16 protein-coding genes are annotated in these 13,191 nt (G+C 65.4%); 13 read left to right on the forward strand and 3 right to left on the reverse strand.

The window, feature by feature from the left end:
- Nucleotides 1-293 precede the first annotated feature (293 nt).
- The 4 genes from R1Z03_RS20995 to R1Z03_RS21010 are packed head-to-tail and all read left to right on the forward strand — an operon-like array spanning nt 294 to nt 3,849.
- Nucleotides 294-1,223 carry a branched-chain amino acid ABC transporter permease gene (locus tag R1Z03_RS20995; protein ID WP_272564621.1) on the forward strand — a complete coding sequence of 310 codons (930 nt, stop codon included), beginning with the start codon at nt 294-296 and terminating at the stop codon, nt 1,221-1,223.
- A gap of 13 nt (nt 1,224-1,236) precedes the next feature.
- Nucleotides 1,237-2,316, forward strand: coding sequence for an ABC transporter ATP-binding protein (locus R1Z03_RS21000; protein WP_272564620.1), 1,080 nt, complete (start codon nt 1,237-1,239; stop codon nt 2,314-2,316).
- A 19-nt stretch (nt 2,317-2,335) separates the two neighbouring features.
- Complete coding sequence (locus R1Z03_RS21005; RefSeq protein ID WP_272548690.1) at nt 2,336-3,118, forward strand: ABC transporter ATP-binding protein; 783 nt, start codon at nt 2,336-2,338, stop codon at nt 3,116-3,118.
- Between the two features lie 2 nt (nt 3,119-3,120).
- The gene (locus R1Z03_RS21010; protein WP_272564618.1) at nt 3,121-3,849 is read left to right on the forward strand and encodes an ABC transporter ATP-binding protein; all 729 of its coding nucleotides are present in this window, start codon (nt 3,121-3,123) and stop codon (nt 3,847-3,849) included.
- 144 nt (nt 3,850-3,993) lie between these two features.
- On the opposite strand, the gene R1Z03_RS21015 is transcribed toward R1Z03_RS21010, so the two are convergent.
- On the reverse strand, nt 3,994-4,593 hold the full coding sequence (locus R1Z03_RS21015) for an outer membrane beta-barrel protein (RefSeq protein ID WP_284405804.1): 600 nt from the start codon (nt 4,591-4,593) through the stop codon (nt 3,994-3,996).
- 291 nt (nt 4,594-4,884) lie between these two features.
- Between R1Z03_RS21015 and R1Z03_RS21020 the strand changes: the two genes are divergently transcribed.
- Nucleotides 4,885-5,532: a DUF47 domain-containing protein gene (locus R1Z03_RS21020; protein WP_092740846.1), complete on the forward strand. Its 648-nt coding sequence runs from the start codon at nt 4,885-4,887 to the stop codon at nt 5,530-5,532.
- A gap of 36 nt (nt 5,533-5,568) precedes the next feature.
- Nucleotides 5,569-6,579 carry an anion permease gene (locus R1Z03_RS21025; RefSeq protein ID WP_317354779.1) on the forward strand — a complete coding sequence of 337 codons (1,011 nt, stop codon included), beginning with the start codon at nt 5,569-5,571 and terminating at the stop codon, nt 6,577-6,579.
- An 88-nt stretch (nt 6,580-6,667) separates the two neighbouring features.
- Here R1Z03_RS21025 and R1Z03_RS21030 read toward each other — a convergent pair whose 3' ends face one another.
- Nucleotides 6,668-7,114 carry a hypothetical protein gene (locus R1Z03_RS21030; protein WP_317354781.1) on the reverse strand — a complete coding sequence of 149 codons (447 nt, stop codon included), beginning with the start codon at nt 7,112-7,114 and terminating at the stop codon, nt 6,668-6,670.
- Nucleotides 7,115-7,121: 7 nt separating this feature from the next.
- Nucleotides 7,122-7,643: an N-acetyltransferase family protein gene (locus tag R1Z03_RS21035; RefSeq protein ID WP_317354784.1), complete on the reverse strand. Its 522-nt coding sequence runs from the start codon at nt 7,641-7,643 to the stop codon at nt 7,122-7,124.
- A 123-nt stretch (nt 7,644-7,766) separates the two neighbouring features.
- Here R1Z03_RS21035 and rpsP point away from each other — a divergent pair, with 123 nt between their 5' ends.
- From rpsP to R1Z03_RS21070, 7 genes are all read left to right on the forward strand, one after another.
- The gene (gene rpsP / locus R1Z03_RS21040) at nt 7,767-8,018 is read left to right on the forward strand and encodes a 30S ribosomal protein S16 (protein WP_272564613.1); all 252 of its coding nucleotides are present in this window, start codon (nt 7,767-7,769) and stop codon (nt 8,016-8,018) included.
- An 86-nt stretch (nt 8,019-8,104) separates the two neighbouring features.
- A complete protein-coding gene (gene rimM / locus R1Z03_RS21045) occupies nt 8,105-8,677 on the forward strand; it encodes a ribosome maturation factor RimM (protein WP_284395110.1) in 573 nt (190 codons plus the stop codon).
- Nucleotides 8,678-8,745: 68 nt separating this feature from the next.
- Complete coding sequence (gene trmD, locus R1Z03_RS21050) at nt 8,746-9,513, forward strand: tRNA (guanosine(37)-N1)-methyltransferase TrmD (RefSeq protein WP_317354789.1); 768 nt, start codon at nt 8,746-8,748, stop codon at nt 9,511-9,513.
- Between the two features lie 112 nt (nt 9,514-9,625).
- Nucleotides 9,626-10,012 carry a 50S ribosomal protein L19 gene (gene rplS, locus R1Z03_RS21055; protein ID WP_272548681.1) on the forward strand — a complete coding sequence of 129 codons (387 nt, stop codon included), beginning with the start codon at nt 9,626-9,628 and terminating at the stop codon, nt 10,010-10,012.
- Between the two features lie 122 nt (nt 10,013-10,134).
- Nucleotides 10,135-10,833 (forward strand): CoA pyrophosphatase, encoded by a 699-nt coding sequence (locus R1Z03_RS21060; protein WP_284408398.1) that lies wholly within the window; start codon nt 10,135-10,137, stop codon nt 10,831-10,833.
- 66 nt (nt 10,834-10,899) lie between these two features.
- Nucleotides 10,900-11,877 carry a CobD/CbiB family protein gene (locus tag R1Z03_RS21065; protein ID WP_317354793.1) on the forward strand — a complete coding sequence of 326 codons (978 nt, stop codon included), beginning with the start codon at nt 10,900-10,902 and terminating at the stop codon, nt 11,875-11,877.
- 103 nt (nt 11,878-11,980) lie between these two features.
- A complete protein-coding gene (locus R1Z03_RS21070) occupies nt 11,981-13,066 on the forward strand; it encodes a hypothetical protein (RefSeq protein WP_317354795.1) in 1,086 nt (361 codons plus the stop codon).
- Nucleotides 13,067-13,191: the final 125 nt, after the last annotated feature.

Raw genomic sequence — 13,191 nt, forward strand, 5'->3', positions numbered from 1 at the left:
CCTCGGGCGGGGTGGTTGGCGGCTACTGAACCGTATAAGCCACCCGGGTCAATCCCTCGGCTGCATCACCCCGGCTAATGGTGACGTCGCCCCGCTGATGGCGCGCGAGTCCAAGGGAAAACCCCGCCAAACGTGCTAAAGGCGCACGGTTTCGACTGGCTACAATCCCGTCCACCAAACCCGCACAGCTTTGCTCCTGGCGGGTTTTTTGCTAGGTGGCATTGGGGGCTCACAAGGCACTGCCGATCTTGGCTTGCGAAGTGCGCGCGTTACAAACACGAAGGACTTTTTTTATGGACATCTTGCTGCAGCAGATCATCAACGGTCTGGTTCTCGGCAGCATGTACGCCTTGATAGCCTTGGGCTACACGATGGTGTACGGCATTATTCAGCTGATTAATTTTGCCCATGGGGAAGTGCTGATGATCGGCGCTCTCACCAGTTGGAGTTGCATTGGCCTGATGCAAGAGGCCATGCCCGGGGCACCGGGCTGGATCATCCTTCTCCTGGCCACCCTGATCGCCTGCGTTGTCGCCGCGGCGCTGAACTTCGTCATCGAAAAGGTCGCCTACAAGCCGCTGCGCAGCAGTCCGCGCCTGGCGCCCCTGATCACCGCCATCGGGATGTCGATCCTGCTGCAGACGCTGGCCATGATCATCTGGAAGCCGAACTACAAGCCGTATCCCACCCTGCTGCCCACGACCCCGTTCCAGGTCGGCGGCGCGGTGATCACCTCCACCCAGGTGCTGATCCTGAGCGTGACGGTGGTCGCACTGGCTTCGCTGGTGTATCTGGTGAACTACACCAAGCTCGGCCGCGCCATGCGCGCCACCGCGGAAAACCCCCGCGTGGCCTCCCTGATGGGCGTGAAGCCCGACATGGTGATCTCGGCGACCTTCATCATCGGCGCCATCCTGGCGGCCATCGCCGGCATCATGTATGCCTCCAACTACGGCACCGCGCAGCACACCATGGGCTTCCTGCCGGGCCTCAAGGCCTTCACGGCCGCGGTGTTCGGCGGCATCGGCAACCTGGCCGGCGCGGTGGTGGGCGGCATCCTGCTCGGCCTGATCGAGGCCATCGGCTCGGGCTACATCGGCACCCTCACAGGCGGCCTGCTGGGCAGCCACTACACCGACATCTTTGCATTCATCGTGCTCATCATCATCCTCACGCTGCGCCCTTCGGGCCTGCTGGGCGAGCGTGTGGCCGATCGCGCCTGAGGAACCCATTGTCATGAAGCAAAACAAAACCGCACAGTGGATCGTCGGCGGCATCGCGCTGCTGCTGCTTCCTTTCATGCTGCAGTACTTCGGCAACGCCTGGGTGCGCATCGCCGACCTGGCGCTGCTCTACGTGCTGCTGGCCCTGGGCCTGAACATCGTGGTGGGCTACGCCGGCCTGCTGGACCTGGGTTACGTGGCGTTCTACGCCGTGGGCGCCTACCTGTTCGCGCTGATGGCATCGCCCCACCTGTCGGAGACCTTCGCGTCGTTCGCGGCCATGTTCCCCAACGGGCTGCACACGTCGCTGTGGCTGGTCATACCGCTCGCGGCGCTGGTGGCCGCGATCTTCGGGGCGGTGCTCGGGGCCCCTACGCTCAAGCTGCGCGGGGACTACCTGGCCATCGTGACGCTGGGTTTCGGCGAGATCATCCGCATCTTCCTGAACAACCTGGACCACCCCGTCAACCTGACCAACGGCCCCAAGGGCATCGGGCAGATCGATTCGGTGAAGGTGTTCGGGCTGGACCTGGGCAAGCGCCTGGAAGTGTTCGGGTTCGACATCTCGTCGGTCACGCTGTATTACTACCTGTTCCTGGTGCTGGTGGTGCTGAGCGTCATCATCTGCTATCGCCTGCAGGACTCGCGCATCGGCCGCGCCTGGATGGCCATCCGCGAAGACGAGATCGCCGCCAAGGCCATGGGCATCAACACCCGCAACATGAAGCTGCTGGCCTTCGGCATGGGCGCTTCGTTCGGTGGCGTGTCCGGCGCCATGTTCGGTGCCTTCCAGGGCTTCGTGTCGCCCGAATCGTTCAGCCTGATGGAGTCGGTCATGATCGTCGCCATGGTGGTGCTGGGCGGCATCGGCCACATCCCCGGCGTGATCCTGGGCGCCGTGCTCCTGTCCGCCCTGCCGGAAGTGCTGCGCTACGTGGCCGGTCCGCTGCAGGCCATGACGGACGGCCGCCTCGACTCCGCCATCCTGCGCCAGCTGCTGATCGCGCTGGCCATGATCATCATCATGCTGCTGCGTCCCCGCGGCCTGTGGCCCGCGCCCGACCATGGCAAGAGCCTGACGCAAAAGACCTGAACAGCACTGAAAGTTAGAAATGGCAGAGAAATCCAACGATGTGGTGCTGAAGGTCGCCGGCATTTCCAAGCGCTTCGGCGGCTTGCAAGCCCTGTCCGACGTCGGCATCACCATTGAACGGGGTCAGGTCTACGGCCTGATCGGTCCCAACGGCGCCGGCAAGACCACGTTCTTCAACGTGATCACCGGTCTTTACACGCCCGACAGCGGCAGCTTCGAGCTGGCAGGCAAGCCCTACCAGCCCACGGCCGTGCACGAAGTGGCCAAGGCGGGCATCGCCCGCACGTTCCAGAACATCCGCCTCTTCGCCGAAATGACGGCGCTGGAGAACGTGATGGTGGGGCGGCACATCCGCACCAAGTCGGGGCTGCTGGGCGCCGTGCTGCGCACCAAGGGCTTCAAGGAAGAAGAGGCCGCGATCGCCCGCCGGGCGCAGGAGCTGCTCGACTACGTGGGCATCGGCAAGTTCGCCGACTACAAGGCGCGCACCCTGAGCTACGGCGACCAGCGCCGCCTGGAGATCGCCCGCGCCCTGGCCACCGACCCGCAGCTGATCGCGCTCGACGAGCCGGCCGCCGGCATGAACGCGACCGAGAAGGTGCAGCTGCGCGAACTGATCGACCGCATCCGCAACGACAACCGCACCATCTTGCTCATCGAGCACGACGTGAAGCTGGTGATGGGCCTGTGCGACCGCGTCACGGTGCTCGACTACGGCAAGCAGATCGCCGAAGGCACGCCTGCCACCGTGCAGAAGAACGAAAAAGTGATTGAGGCCTACCTGGGCACCGGAGGACATTGAGAATGGCCGAAAAATCCAACAACGTGTTGCTCAAGGTCTCGGGCCTGAAGGTGGCATACGGCGGTATCCAGGCCGTGAAGGGTGTGGACTTCGAGGTGCGCGAGGGAGAGCTGGTGTCGCTGATCGGCTCCAACGGCGCCGGCAAGACGACCACCATGAAGGCCATCACGGGCACGCTGCCGTTCGCCGATGGCGACATCGAGTACCTGGGCAAGAGCATCCGGGGGCAGGGCGCCTGGGACCTGGTGAAGAAGGGTCTCGTGATGGTGCCGGAAGGCCGGGGCGTGTTCGCGCGCATGACCATCACCGAGAACCTGCAGATGGGCGCCTACATCCGCAACGACAAGGCCGGCATCGCGGCCGACATCGAGAAGATGTTCACCATCTTCCCGCGCCTGCGCGAGCGCAAGGACCAACTGGCCGGCACCATGTCGGGCGGCGAACAGCAGATGCTGGCCATGGGCCGCGCGCTGATGAGCCAGCCCAAGGTGCTGCTGCTGGACGAGCCCTCCATGGGCCTGTCGCCCATCATGGTGGACAAGATCTTCGAGGTGGTGCGCGACGTGTACGCCCTGGGCGTGACCATCGTCTTGGTGGAGCAGAACGCCAGCCGCGCGCTGGCACTGGCCGACCGTGGCTACGTGATGGAGTCGGGCCTCATCACCATGACGGGCCCCGGCCAGCAACTGCTGAGCGACCCGCGCGTGCGCGCCGCCTACCTGGGCGAGTGAGCCCGTCTCCCGTTGCCTCCACGCGCCGCCAGCCGGCGCAAGAAGGCCGGCGTCTGGGATCGGGATGAAAGCGCGTGAAGCGCACGAAAAAAGGGCCCTGCGAAGGGCCCTTTTTGTTGGGGGTACGCGTGCGTACTTGCGCGCTCAGTAGCGGTACTGCACGCCCACCGTGGTCATGTCCACATCGGACTTGCCGTCGGCGAAGTTCAGGCGGTGGCGCTCCCATTCGACCACGGCCGCCCACTGCGGGTTGAACGCCCAGCGCACGCCGGCGCCATACGAGAGTCCGAAGCCGTTGTCGTCGCCGGTCGTCACGCCGAAACCGGGGTTGCCCGAGGTCTTGGTGCGGCCGTAGGTGGTACCGACCTTGCCGAACACGTCGAACTGCTCGCTGAGCGGCAGGCGGCCGACCAGGCTGAGGTTCAGGCCCTGCGCCTTGGTCTCGCCGCCCACGCGGGTGGCGTTGCCGAAGTTCAGATAGCCGAACTCGATGCCGAAGTTCTGGTTGAAATAGCCGCCGGTGTAGATTTTCCAGGCGGTGTCGTTGTCGTCGAACGCGAAGCCGCCCGTGCCGCTGCGCAGATCGTATTTGGACTGGCCGCCGCTCAGGCCGACGTAGCCTTGCTGCGTGCTGGGAATGAACGAGTCGCGGTTGGAGGCGCGGTTGGCCGTCTGCGCGTGGGCGCTGACGGCACCGAACGCAAGCGCGAGAACGCACGGAAGAACGCGAAGCGTGTGTTTCATGGGGAAATCCTTTGGCATGGCGATGAAAGAGGCGGTTGCGTCTGAGCGTCTGAAAGAGGGCGGATCAAAGACTGCCGATTCAATGTAAGCCGCGCCCCGCCAGGGTCATGTGGGCAGCGCGGCGCGATGTTTGTAGGAGTTGCCTGACACGCCCGCCGCCGCCCGTCGGCACACGATGGGCCGGAGTGCATGCAAACGGCGCGGTTAAACTCGCGCCTTTCGCAAAAGTGTCATCGTCCTGTCACATCCGTGGCGACCGTGGGCGATGGGTCCGTCTGTTCAGGAGTCCGCATGTTTTTTGGAAAGCTGTTGCCCCGCGAGGGCAATTTTTTCGAGATGTTCAATCAGCATGCTGACCGCATCGTCGAGGCCGCCCGCGCGTTTTCGCAGTTGGTGGCCAACTACAACGATCCCCACCTGCGCGACAAGTACAACCAGGACGTGGACAACGCCGAGCGCGCCGCCGACCGCGTGACCCACGAGGTCAACCGCTCGCTGCACAAGACCTTCATCACCCCCATCGACCGCGAGCAGATCCATTCGCTCATCAACACGATGGACGACGTGGCCGACCTGATCCAGGACTCGGCCGAAACCATGGCGCTGTACGACGTGCGCCACATGACCGAAGAGATCACCCGCCTGACCGACATCAGCCTCAAGTGCTGCGAACGCGTGCGCGACGCGGTCAAGCTGCTGGAGAAGATCGCCGATCCGGCCGTGGCCGAAGCCGCGCTCAAGACCTGCGAGGAAATCGACCGCCTGGAGGGCGACGCCGACCGCGTGATGCGCAGCGCCATGAGCAAACTGTTCCGCGAAGAGCCCGACGTGCGCGAGGTGCTCAAGCTCAAGGCGATCTACGAACTGCTCGAGACGATCACCGACAAGTGCGAAGACGTGGCGAACCACATCGAGGGCATCATCCTCGAGAACTCCTGATCCCGGCCTGCCAGAAGAAATACAAGCTCTCTACGCATGGAAACCGTCCAAACCGCCCTGTGGGTCGTGATGCTGCTGGTGGCGCTGGCCATCCTGTTCGACTTCATGAACGGGTTTCACGACGCCGCCAACTCGATTGCCACGGTGGTCTCCACCGGGGTGCTCAAGCCGACGCAGGCCGTCCTCTTCGCCGCGTTCTTCAACGTCATCGCCATCTTCATCTTCCACCTGAGCGTGGCCGCCACCATCGGCAAGGGCATCGTGCAGCCCGGCGTGGTGGACACGCACGTGATCTTCGGGGCCCTGGTGGGCGCCATCACCTGGAACGTCATCACCTGGTACTACGGCATTCCGAGCAGCTCGTCGCACGCGCTGATCGGCGGCATCGTGGGCGCGGTCATCGCCAAGGCGGGCGCGGGGGCGCTGATCTCGGCCGGCATCCTGAAGACGGTGGCGTTCATCTTCGTCTCGCCGCTGCTCGGCTTTCTGCTGGGCTCGCTGATGATGGTGGCGGTGGCGTGGATCTTCCGCCGCGCGCGCCCGAACAAGGTGGACAAGTGGTTCCGCCGGCTGCAGCTGCTGTCCGCGGGCGCGTACAGCCTGGGCCATGGCGGCAACGACGCGCAAAAGACCATCGGCATCATCTGGCTGCTGCTGATCGCCACGGGTCGTGCGTCCGCATCGGACGCCTCTCCGCCCACTTGGACCATCGTGTCGTGCTACCTGGCCATCGGGTTGGGCACCATGTTCGGCGGCTGGCGCATCGTCAAGACCATGGGCCAGCGAATCACCAAGCTCAAGCCCGTGGGCGGGTTCTGTGCCGAGACGGGCGGGGCGATGACGCTGTTCGTCGCCACGGCGCTGGGCATTCCGGTGTCCACCACCCACACCATCACGGGCGCCATCGTCGGCGTGGGCTCCACCCAGCGCGCCAGCGCCGTGCGCTGGGGCGTGGCGGGCAACATCGTCTGGGCGTGGATCCTGACGATTCCGGCCAGCGCATTCGTGGCGGCCATCGCCTACTGGGTCAGCCTGCAGCTCTACTGATCGCGATCCAGGGGACGTTCGCTATTATTTTTATAGCTGCCACCGCATGATTTCCTAGGGCGTTGGGCACATTCAATGCCCAATGCCTTCACTGGGAGATCTTGCGGGCCTCTTCGATCTGGTATTCGAAGTAGCGCTGGAAGCTGAAGGCCAGACTGGCCATCAGCACCGCCGTGCCCACCAGGAGCGACAGGGCGATGGCGAAGATCGTGAACCAGTGCGTGCGCCCCGGAGCGGCGTCCGGTGCCGCGGCCGGGTTGAAGCGGGCGTTCCATTTCTCGGGCGTCATCAGTCCGTAGAGGATGGCGCGCAGCGCGCAGCCCGCGATGGTGAAGCCCAGCAGCGGGATGAGCAGCCAGCTGGCGTGGTCGTCCTGCCCCATCGCCTGCACGCGCTGGATGCCGTAGATGCCCAGCGCCGTGGGAATGGGCAGGAGCCAGCCCAGCATGTCCGTCAGGCCGTGCAGATAGAAGCGGTGCAGCCCCAGGGGGCCGCCCACGAAGGCCAGCCAGGCGGCGACGGTCTTGTTCTTCATGAGGGGCTCATTCCGGCGACGTGGTGTCGCCCGCGCCCAGGGTCTTTTCCATCAGCACGATGTCGCGCCAGGCGCCGAACTTCCAGCCCACCGAGCGCATCACGCCGATCTCGGTGAAGCCGGCAGCGCGGTGCACCCCGATGGAGCCGGCATTGGCGGAATCGCCGATCACCGCGAGCAGCTTGCGCACCCCCGCCGCCTCCGCCTGCTGCGCCAGCGCATCGAGCAGCTTGCGGCCCAATCCCATGCCCCGGGCGGTGTCGGCGACATAGATGGAGTCTTCCGCCGAGAAGCGGTAGGCCGGGCGGGGCTTGAACCAGTTGGCGTAGGCGAAGCCGAGAACCTGGCCATCCTTTTCCGCCACGATGTAGGGCAGGCCCCGGGCCAGCACGTCGGCGCGGCGACCGGCCATGTCGGTTTCGGTCGGTGGGTCCACCTCGAAGGTGCCGGTGCCGTGCAGGACGTGGTGTTGGTAAATGGCGGTGATGGCAGCGATATCTTCGCTGCGGCTGTCGCGGATGGTGGGCATGTGGGGTGAAGTGGCTATAATCGCGGGCTTTGCAGCGTGTCGCTGGCCGGGTGGCCATGTCGCGTGTCTCAACGCAGCAAAAAACCATGCAGCTTTACGCTGCGACCACCCGAAGGATTCATTATGGTCGTTATTCGACTCTCCCGCGGCGGCTCCAAAGGTCGTCCGTTTTTCAACATCGTCGTGGCCGACAAGCGTGTGCGCCGCGATGGCCGATTCATCGAGCGCCTGGGTTTCTACAACCCCACGGCCAAGGAAAGCGAAGAAGGTCTGCGCATTGCGCAAGACCGTCTGACCTACTGGAAGAGCGTCGGCGCCCAGTCGTCGCCCACCGTGGACCGTCTGATCAAGCAGGCCGCCAAGAAGGCTGCCTGATCCGCGTCCTCCGGACAAAAGGCGGGTTCCGTTGGTTTTTCTGACGGGCCCCGCCTTTTTTCATTTCCGAAACCCCGTTGCACACCATGCCCAATCTGCCCGTTCTTGAGCCTGCCGAATTGCCTTCCGATGCGGTGGAGATCGGCCGCATTGCCGATGCCTGGGGTGTGAAGGGCTGGTTCAAGGTGCTGCCTTACAGCGCCGATCCGGAAGCGCTGTTTTCCTCCAAGCGCTGGTTTCTGCAGCCCAGCGAAAAGGGCGCCAAGAGCTTTTTCGAGGGCACGGTGGTGCTGGCGGTGAAGCAGGCGCGGGAGCATTCCGATACGGTGGTCGCCACTGCCCAGGGCGTGGACGATCGCGATGCGGCCGAGGCGCTGCGCGGCGCGCGCATCTTCGTGCCCCGCTCGAGCTTTCCCACCGCCGCCGAGGACGAGTATTACTGGGTCGACCTGATCGGCCTGGCGGTCGTCAACCGCGAGGGCGTGGACCTCGGCACGGTGCGCGAGCTGCTCTCCACCGGCCCGCAGACCACGCTGGTGCTGGCCTACGAACACGAGGGCAAGGCGCAGGAGCGCATGATTCCCTTCGTCTCGGCCTTCGTCGACAAGGTGGAGCTGGCCGAGCGCCGCATCACGGTCGATTGGCAACCCGACTACTGATGGATCGACCGACCGATTGAAGGACGGCCGCGCCGCCATACCTTCTGCGGCCCTGGCCCCCTCTGCCCATGCGTTTCGACGTCATCACCCTGTTTCCCGAGCTGTTCGCGCCGTTTCTGGCCAGCGGGGTGACGCGGCGCGCGTATGCGTCGGGTCAGGTCGAGGTGCGGCTGTGGAACCCGCGTGATCACGCCGAAGGCAACTACCGCCGGGTGGACGATCGGCCCTTCGGGGGCGGCCCCGGCATGGTGATGATGGCTGAGCCCCTGTCGCGGTGCCTGGCGGCCATCCGGGCCGACCGGGCCGAGGCGGCGGGGCAGGCGGCCCCGGTGGTGCTGTTTTCGCCGACCGGGCAGGTGCTCGATCACGCGGGCGTGACCCGCTGGTCCGGCAGCGCCGGCGCCATTTTGCTGTGCGGGCGGTATGAGGGCATCGACCAGCGCTTCATCGACGCGCACGTGCAGATGCAGCTCAGCCTGGGCGATTTCGTTCTGTCGGGCGGCGAGATCCCGGCCATGGCCCTGCTGGACGCCGTGGCACGCCTGCAGCCTGGCGTGCTGAACGATGAGGGGAGCCACCAGTTCGACAGCTTCAACGAGGCGCTCGACGGCTTGCTGGACTGCCCCCACTACACCCGGCCCGAAGAGTGGGAGGGCCTGCGGGTTCCTGCACCGCTGCTCTCCGGCCACCATGTGCAGATCGAGCGCTGGCGCCGGGATCAGCGCCTGTCAATCACCGCGAAGCACCGTCCCGAACTCATTGACGCGGCGCGCGCACAGGGGCTTTTGGGCAAGGCGGACGAGGCCGTTTTGGCAAAGAACGGCAACTTGCTATAATCGCGGGCTTTTCGATCCTCTGGCCGGCCGCTTTCGCCTTTGCTGCGAAAGCACCCCACGTCAATCCCGACGCTTGCCAATCTTGGCGCGGACATGATCGTTGGATGCAAACATGAATCTGATCCAGACTCTCGAGCAGGAAGAAATCGCCCGCTTGAACAAGACCATTCCCGAATTCGCCCCTGGCGACACGGTCATCGTGAGCGTGAACGTGGTGGAAGGTACCCGCAAGCGCGTGCAGGCCTACGAAGGCGTGGTGATTGCCAAGCGCAATCGCGGCCTGAACAGCGGCTTCACGGTGCGCAAGATCTCCAGCGGCGAAGGCGTGGAGCGCACGTTCCAGACGTACAGCCCCCTGATCGCCAACATCGAAGTCAAGCGCCGTGGCGACGTGCGCCGTGCCAAGCTGTACTACCTGCGTGAACGCAGCGGCAAGTCGGCACGTATCAAGGAAAAGCTGCCTTCGCGTGTCAAGGCCGCGCCGGTCGCAGCCGCATAAGGCGCCTTGCGCACTGCCCCGAAGCCGCTACAGCGCAAGCCGTAGCGGCTTTTTCTTTGGCCGCTTGGCCGACCAGGCCCACTCCAATGACGCCGCCAGATTCTTCGCCTCCTTCACCTTCCATGCCTTCGGTGATCGCTCCGCTGTCTTCGCTGCCGCAGTTCGATCCGCGCCGCGTGCCCGTGCTAGGGGTGGACGCCCATCTCCCCCGCGTTCCTGCTGCGGCGCAAACGGCGCAAGCACTGCGGCTGCGCTTCGCCTCGGCGCCGGCATGGGTGCCAGAGGTCGTGCATGAGCGTGCCTTCACCGACCGGCCGTTGCGCCATGCCGCCGTGCTGATCCCGATCGTGATGCGCGAGCGCGCGACGGTGCTGCTCACCGAGCGCACCGTGCACCTGTCCACGCACTCCGGCCAGGTGGCCTTTCCCGGCGGCAGCGCCGACCCGGAAGATGCCAACCCTGCCGCCACGGCACTGCGCGAGGCCTGGGAGGAGGTCGGCCTGGAGGGGCGGTATGTGGAGGTGCTGGGGGAACTGGCCACGTACAGGACGGGCACCGGGTTCAGCATCACCCCGGTGGTCGCTCTGGTGGAGCCCGATTGCACGCTGAATCCCAATGCCTACGAAGTGGCGGACGTGTTCGAGGTCCCGCTGGACTACCTGCTCGATCCGTCGCACCACCGGCGCCATGCGTTCGAATGGGAAGGGGTCACCCGCGAATGGTTTTCCATGCCCTATGAGGATGCCGCCGGCAAGACGCACTTCATCTGGGGCGCGACCGCGGGCATGCTGCGCAATTTCTACCGTTTCATGCTGGCCTGACATCGGGCGATCTTTCCGGTGGCGACGACGGCTGGGCACCGAACCGGGCCGCTATCATTGCCCCCCATGAGTTTCTTTGCCATCCTGTTCGCGTTGCTGATCGAGCAGGCACGCCCGCTGGCGCGCAGCAACCCCATCCATGCGGGCGTTCGCGCCTGGGCGCTGTCGATCAGCCGCAATTTCGATGCGGGAAAGGCCCACCACGGGTGGGTGGCATGGGCGCTCGCCGTGCTGTTGCCCTCGATCGCGGTGCTGGCAGTGCACTGGCTGCTGTTCTACGGCGTGGGCTGGCCGGCGGCGGTGGTCTGGAATGTCGCGGTGCTTTACGTCACCCTGGGGTTCCGGCAGTTCAGCCACCATTTCACCAACATCCGCGATGCGCTGGAAGAGCGCGACGAAGACAGCGCGCGGGCCCGGCTCGCGGCCTGGCAGCAGGTGGATGTGGGCCAACTGCCCCGCAGCGAGATCGTGCGGCACGTGGTTGAGTATTCCGTCATCGCTGCGCACCGCCACGTGTTCGGCGTGCTCGCCTGTTTTTCGGTGCTGGCCGCGTTGGGACTCGGTCCGACCGGTGCGGTGCTTTACCGGCTGGCTGAATTCGTCTCGCGCTACTGGAAGGCTGGCAGCCCGCATCCGGCCAGCGCCTCGTTGCAGCGAGCCTCGGCGCGGTCCTGGACCGTGATCGACTGGTTGCCCGCCCGCCTGACGGCCCTCAGCTTCGCCGTGGTGGGCAGTTTCGAAGAGGCCATCGATGGCTGGCGCTTCCATGCGCAGCGCTTTCCCAACGACAACGATGGCGTCGTGCTGGCGGCCACATCCGGCGCCATCAACGTGCGCCTGGGCGGAGAAGCTTTGCAGGCGCGGGTGGACCCGCTCTCGCCCGCCGGCTTCGATGGCGATATCGAGGCGGCAAGCAGCGACGTCACGCCCGGCCGGGAGCCCGAGGTGGGGCATTTGCGCAGCGTGGTCGGCCTGGTCTGGCGCTCGGTGGTGGTGTGGATGCTGCTGCTCGCCCTGCTGACCCTGGCCCGGTTGCTGGGCTGAGCCGGGTCTCTTTTTGAAGTTTCGTGGCGAAGTCGCTCCGCCTTTGACGCGGCCTTGTTCGTTACCGATGCCCTGTACCCGAGCAGGTGCCCCAGGACTGTCCATGAACCAATCTGAATCCCCCTCCGGCGAGCCTTCCACGCAGGAGATGTCCGCCGCCGCGGACCGCTTCTGGGCGGCGGTCCTGGGCGAACGGGCCGATTTGCAGGGCCTGGAGTCCGTCCCGTTCATGGAGCGCCTCAATGCCCTGCTGGAGCCTTGCGTTCCCGGGGTCACGGTGGAGGTGGCCGGCGCGGGCAAGGAGGGGCCCGTGGATGGCCAGGCCCGGCTGGTTTTCACGGCCCACGGGAGTGCCGAGCGGTTTGCCGATGTGCAAGCGTTGACCGCACAGGCACCGGCGCAGTTGCCATGGCGGGTGGAGGCCTTCCGCCAGCGGATGCCTGGTGGCTTCGGCATGCGCATGGATGGATTCGACCTGGCCACCCATGAGCTGCTGGTGCGCGTGGGCCAGATCGATGGACGCATCGCATTGGCGCTGTCGTTTTCCAAGCCCGTGCCCATGGACCTGCAGGACCATGCCCGTCACATGGCGTTCATCTTGCTCGACCACATGCTGGGCGAGTACGATTTTTCGGTGAAGGTCGGGGTGGTGGAATTCGACACGGATGGGCTCAGCGATGACGCGGGCTTCGAGGACTGGGAGCCCGCGTCGCTCGATGACAGCGTTTCGCGCATCGATACCTTCTGGCGCGAGACCCTGGGCCGCTCGGCGGTCTATCCGCCCGAGCCGGTGCGCTGGGCCGCGCTGGAGGGGCGGGATGCCCAGGGCGATCCCATCATGGTGCAGGTCAATCTGAGCGCCAACGCCTTGGTGTCCCGCGCAGACTTGGGCTGGCGCGTGCAGGCCAGCCTGCCGGCGCAGGACAAGTCCGCGCTGCAGCAGGCGCAGGATTTCGAGGACGCCTGGGTCAATGCGGCCACCATGTACCAGCAAGGCATCTGCAGCCACATCGTGCTGCGCGGTGGCACCCGCACGGTGCATTGCTACGTGACCAGCGCCGACCACGCCCTGGAGGCCGCGCGGCGCGCTGCCGAAGCGGTGCCGGGCATGGACCCCCCCGTGCTGGAGGCCCAGCACGAGCCGGCCTGGAGCGACTATCTGGGGTGGTACGTCGAGTGCCGGGACTGAGTAACCGTCTTTCAAGTCAAGCGCCGTGAAGCGATTGATCCCAAGGCTTGTTGGTTTTGACCATGGCGTTGCATCCAACCAGCGAAGCCTCGAATTATATACCGAATTTCAACCCGGCCACAACT

The organism is Acidovorax sp. BLS4 (assembly GCF_032929295.1).
Lineage (GTDB): Bacteria > Pseudomonadota > Gammaproteobacteria > Burkholderiales > Burkholderiaceae_C > Paracidovorax.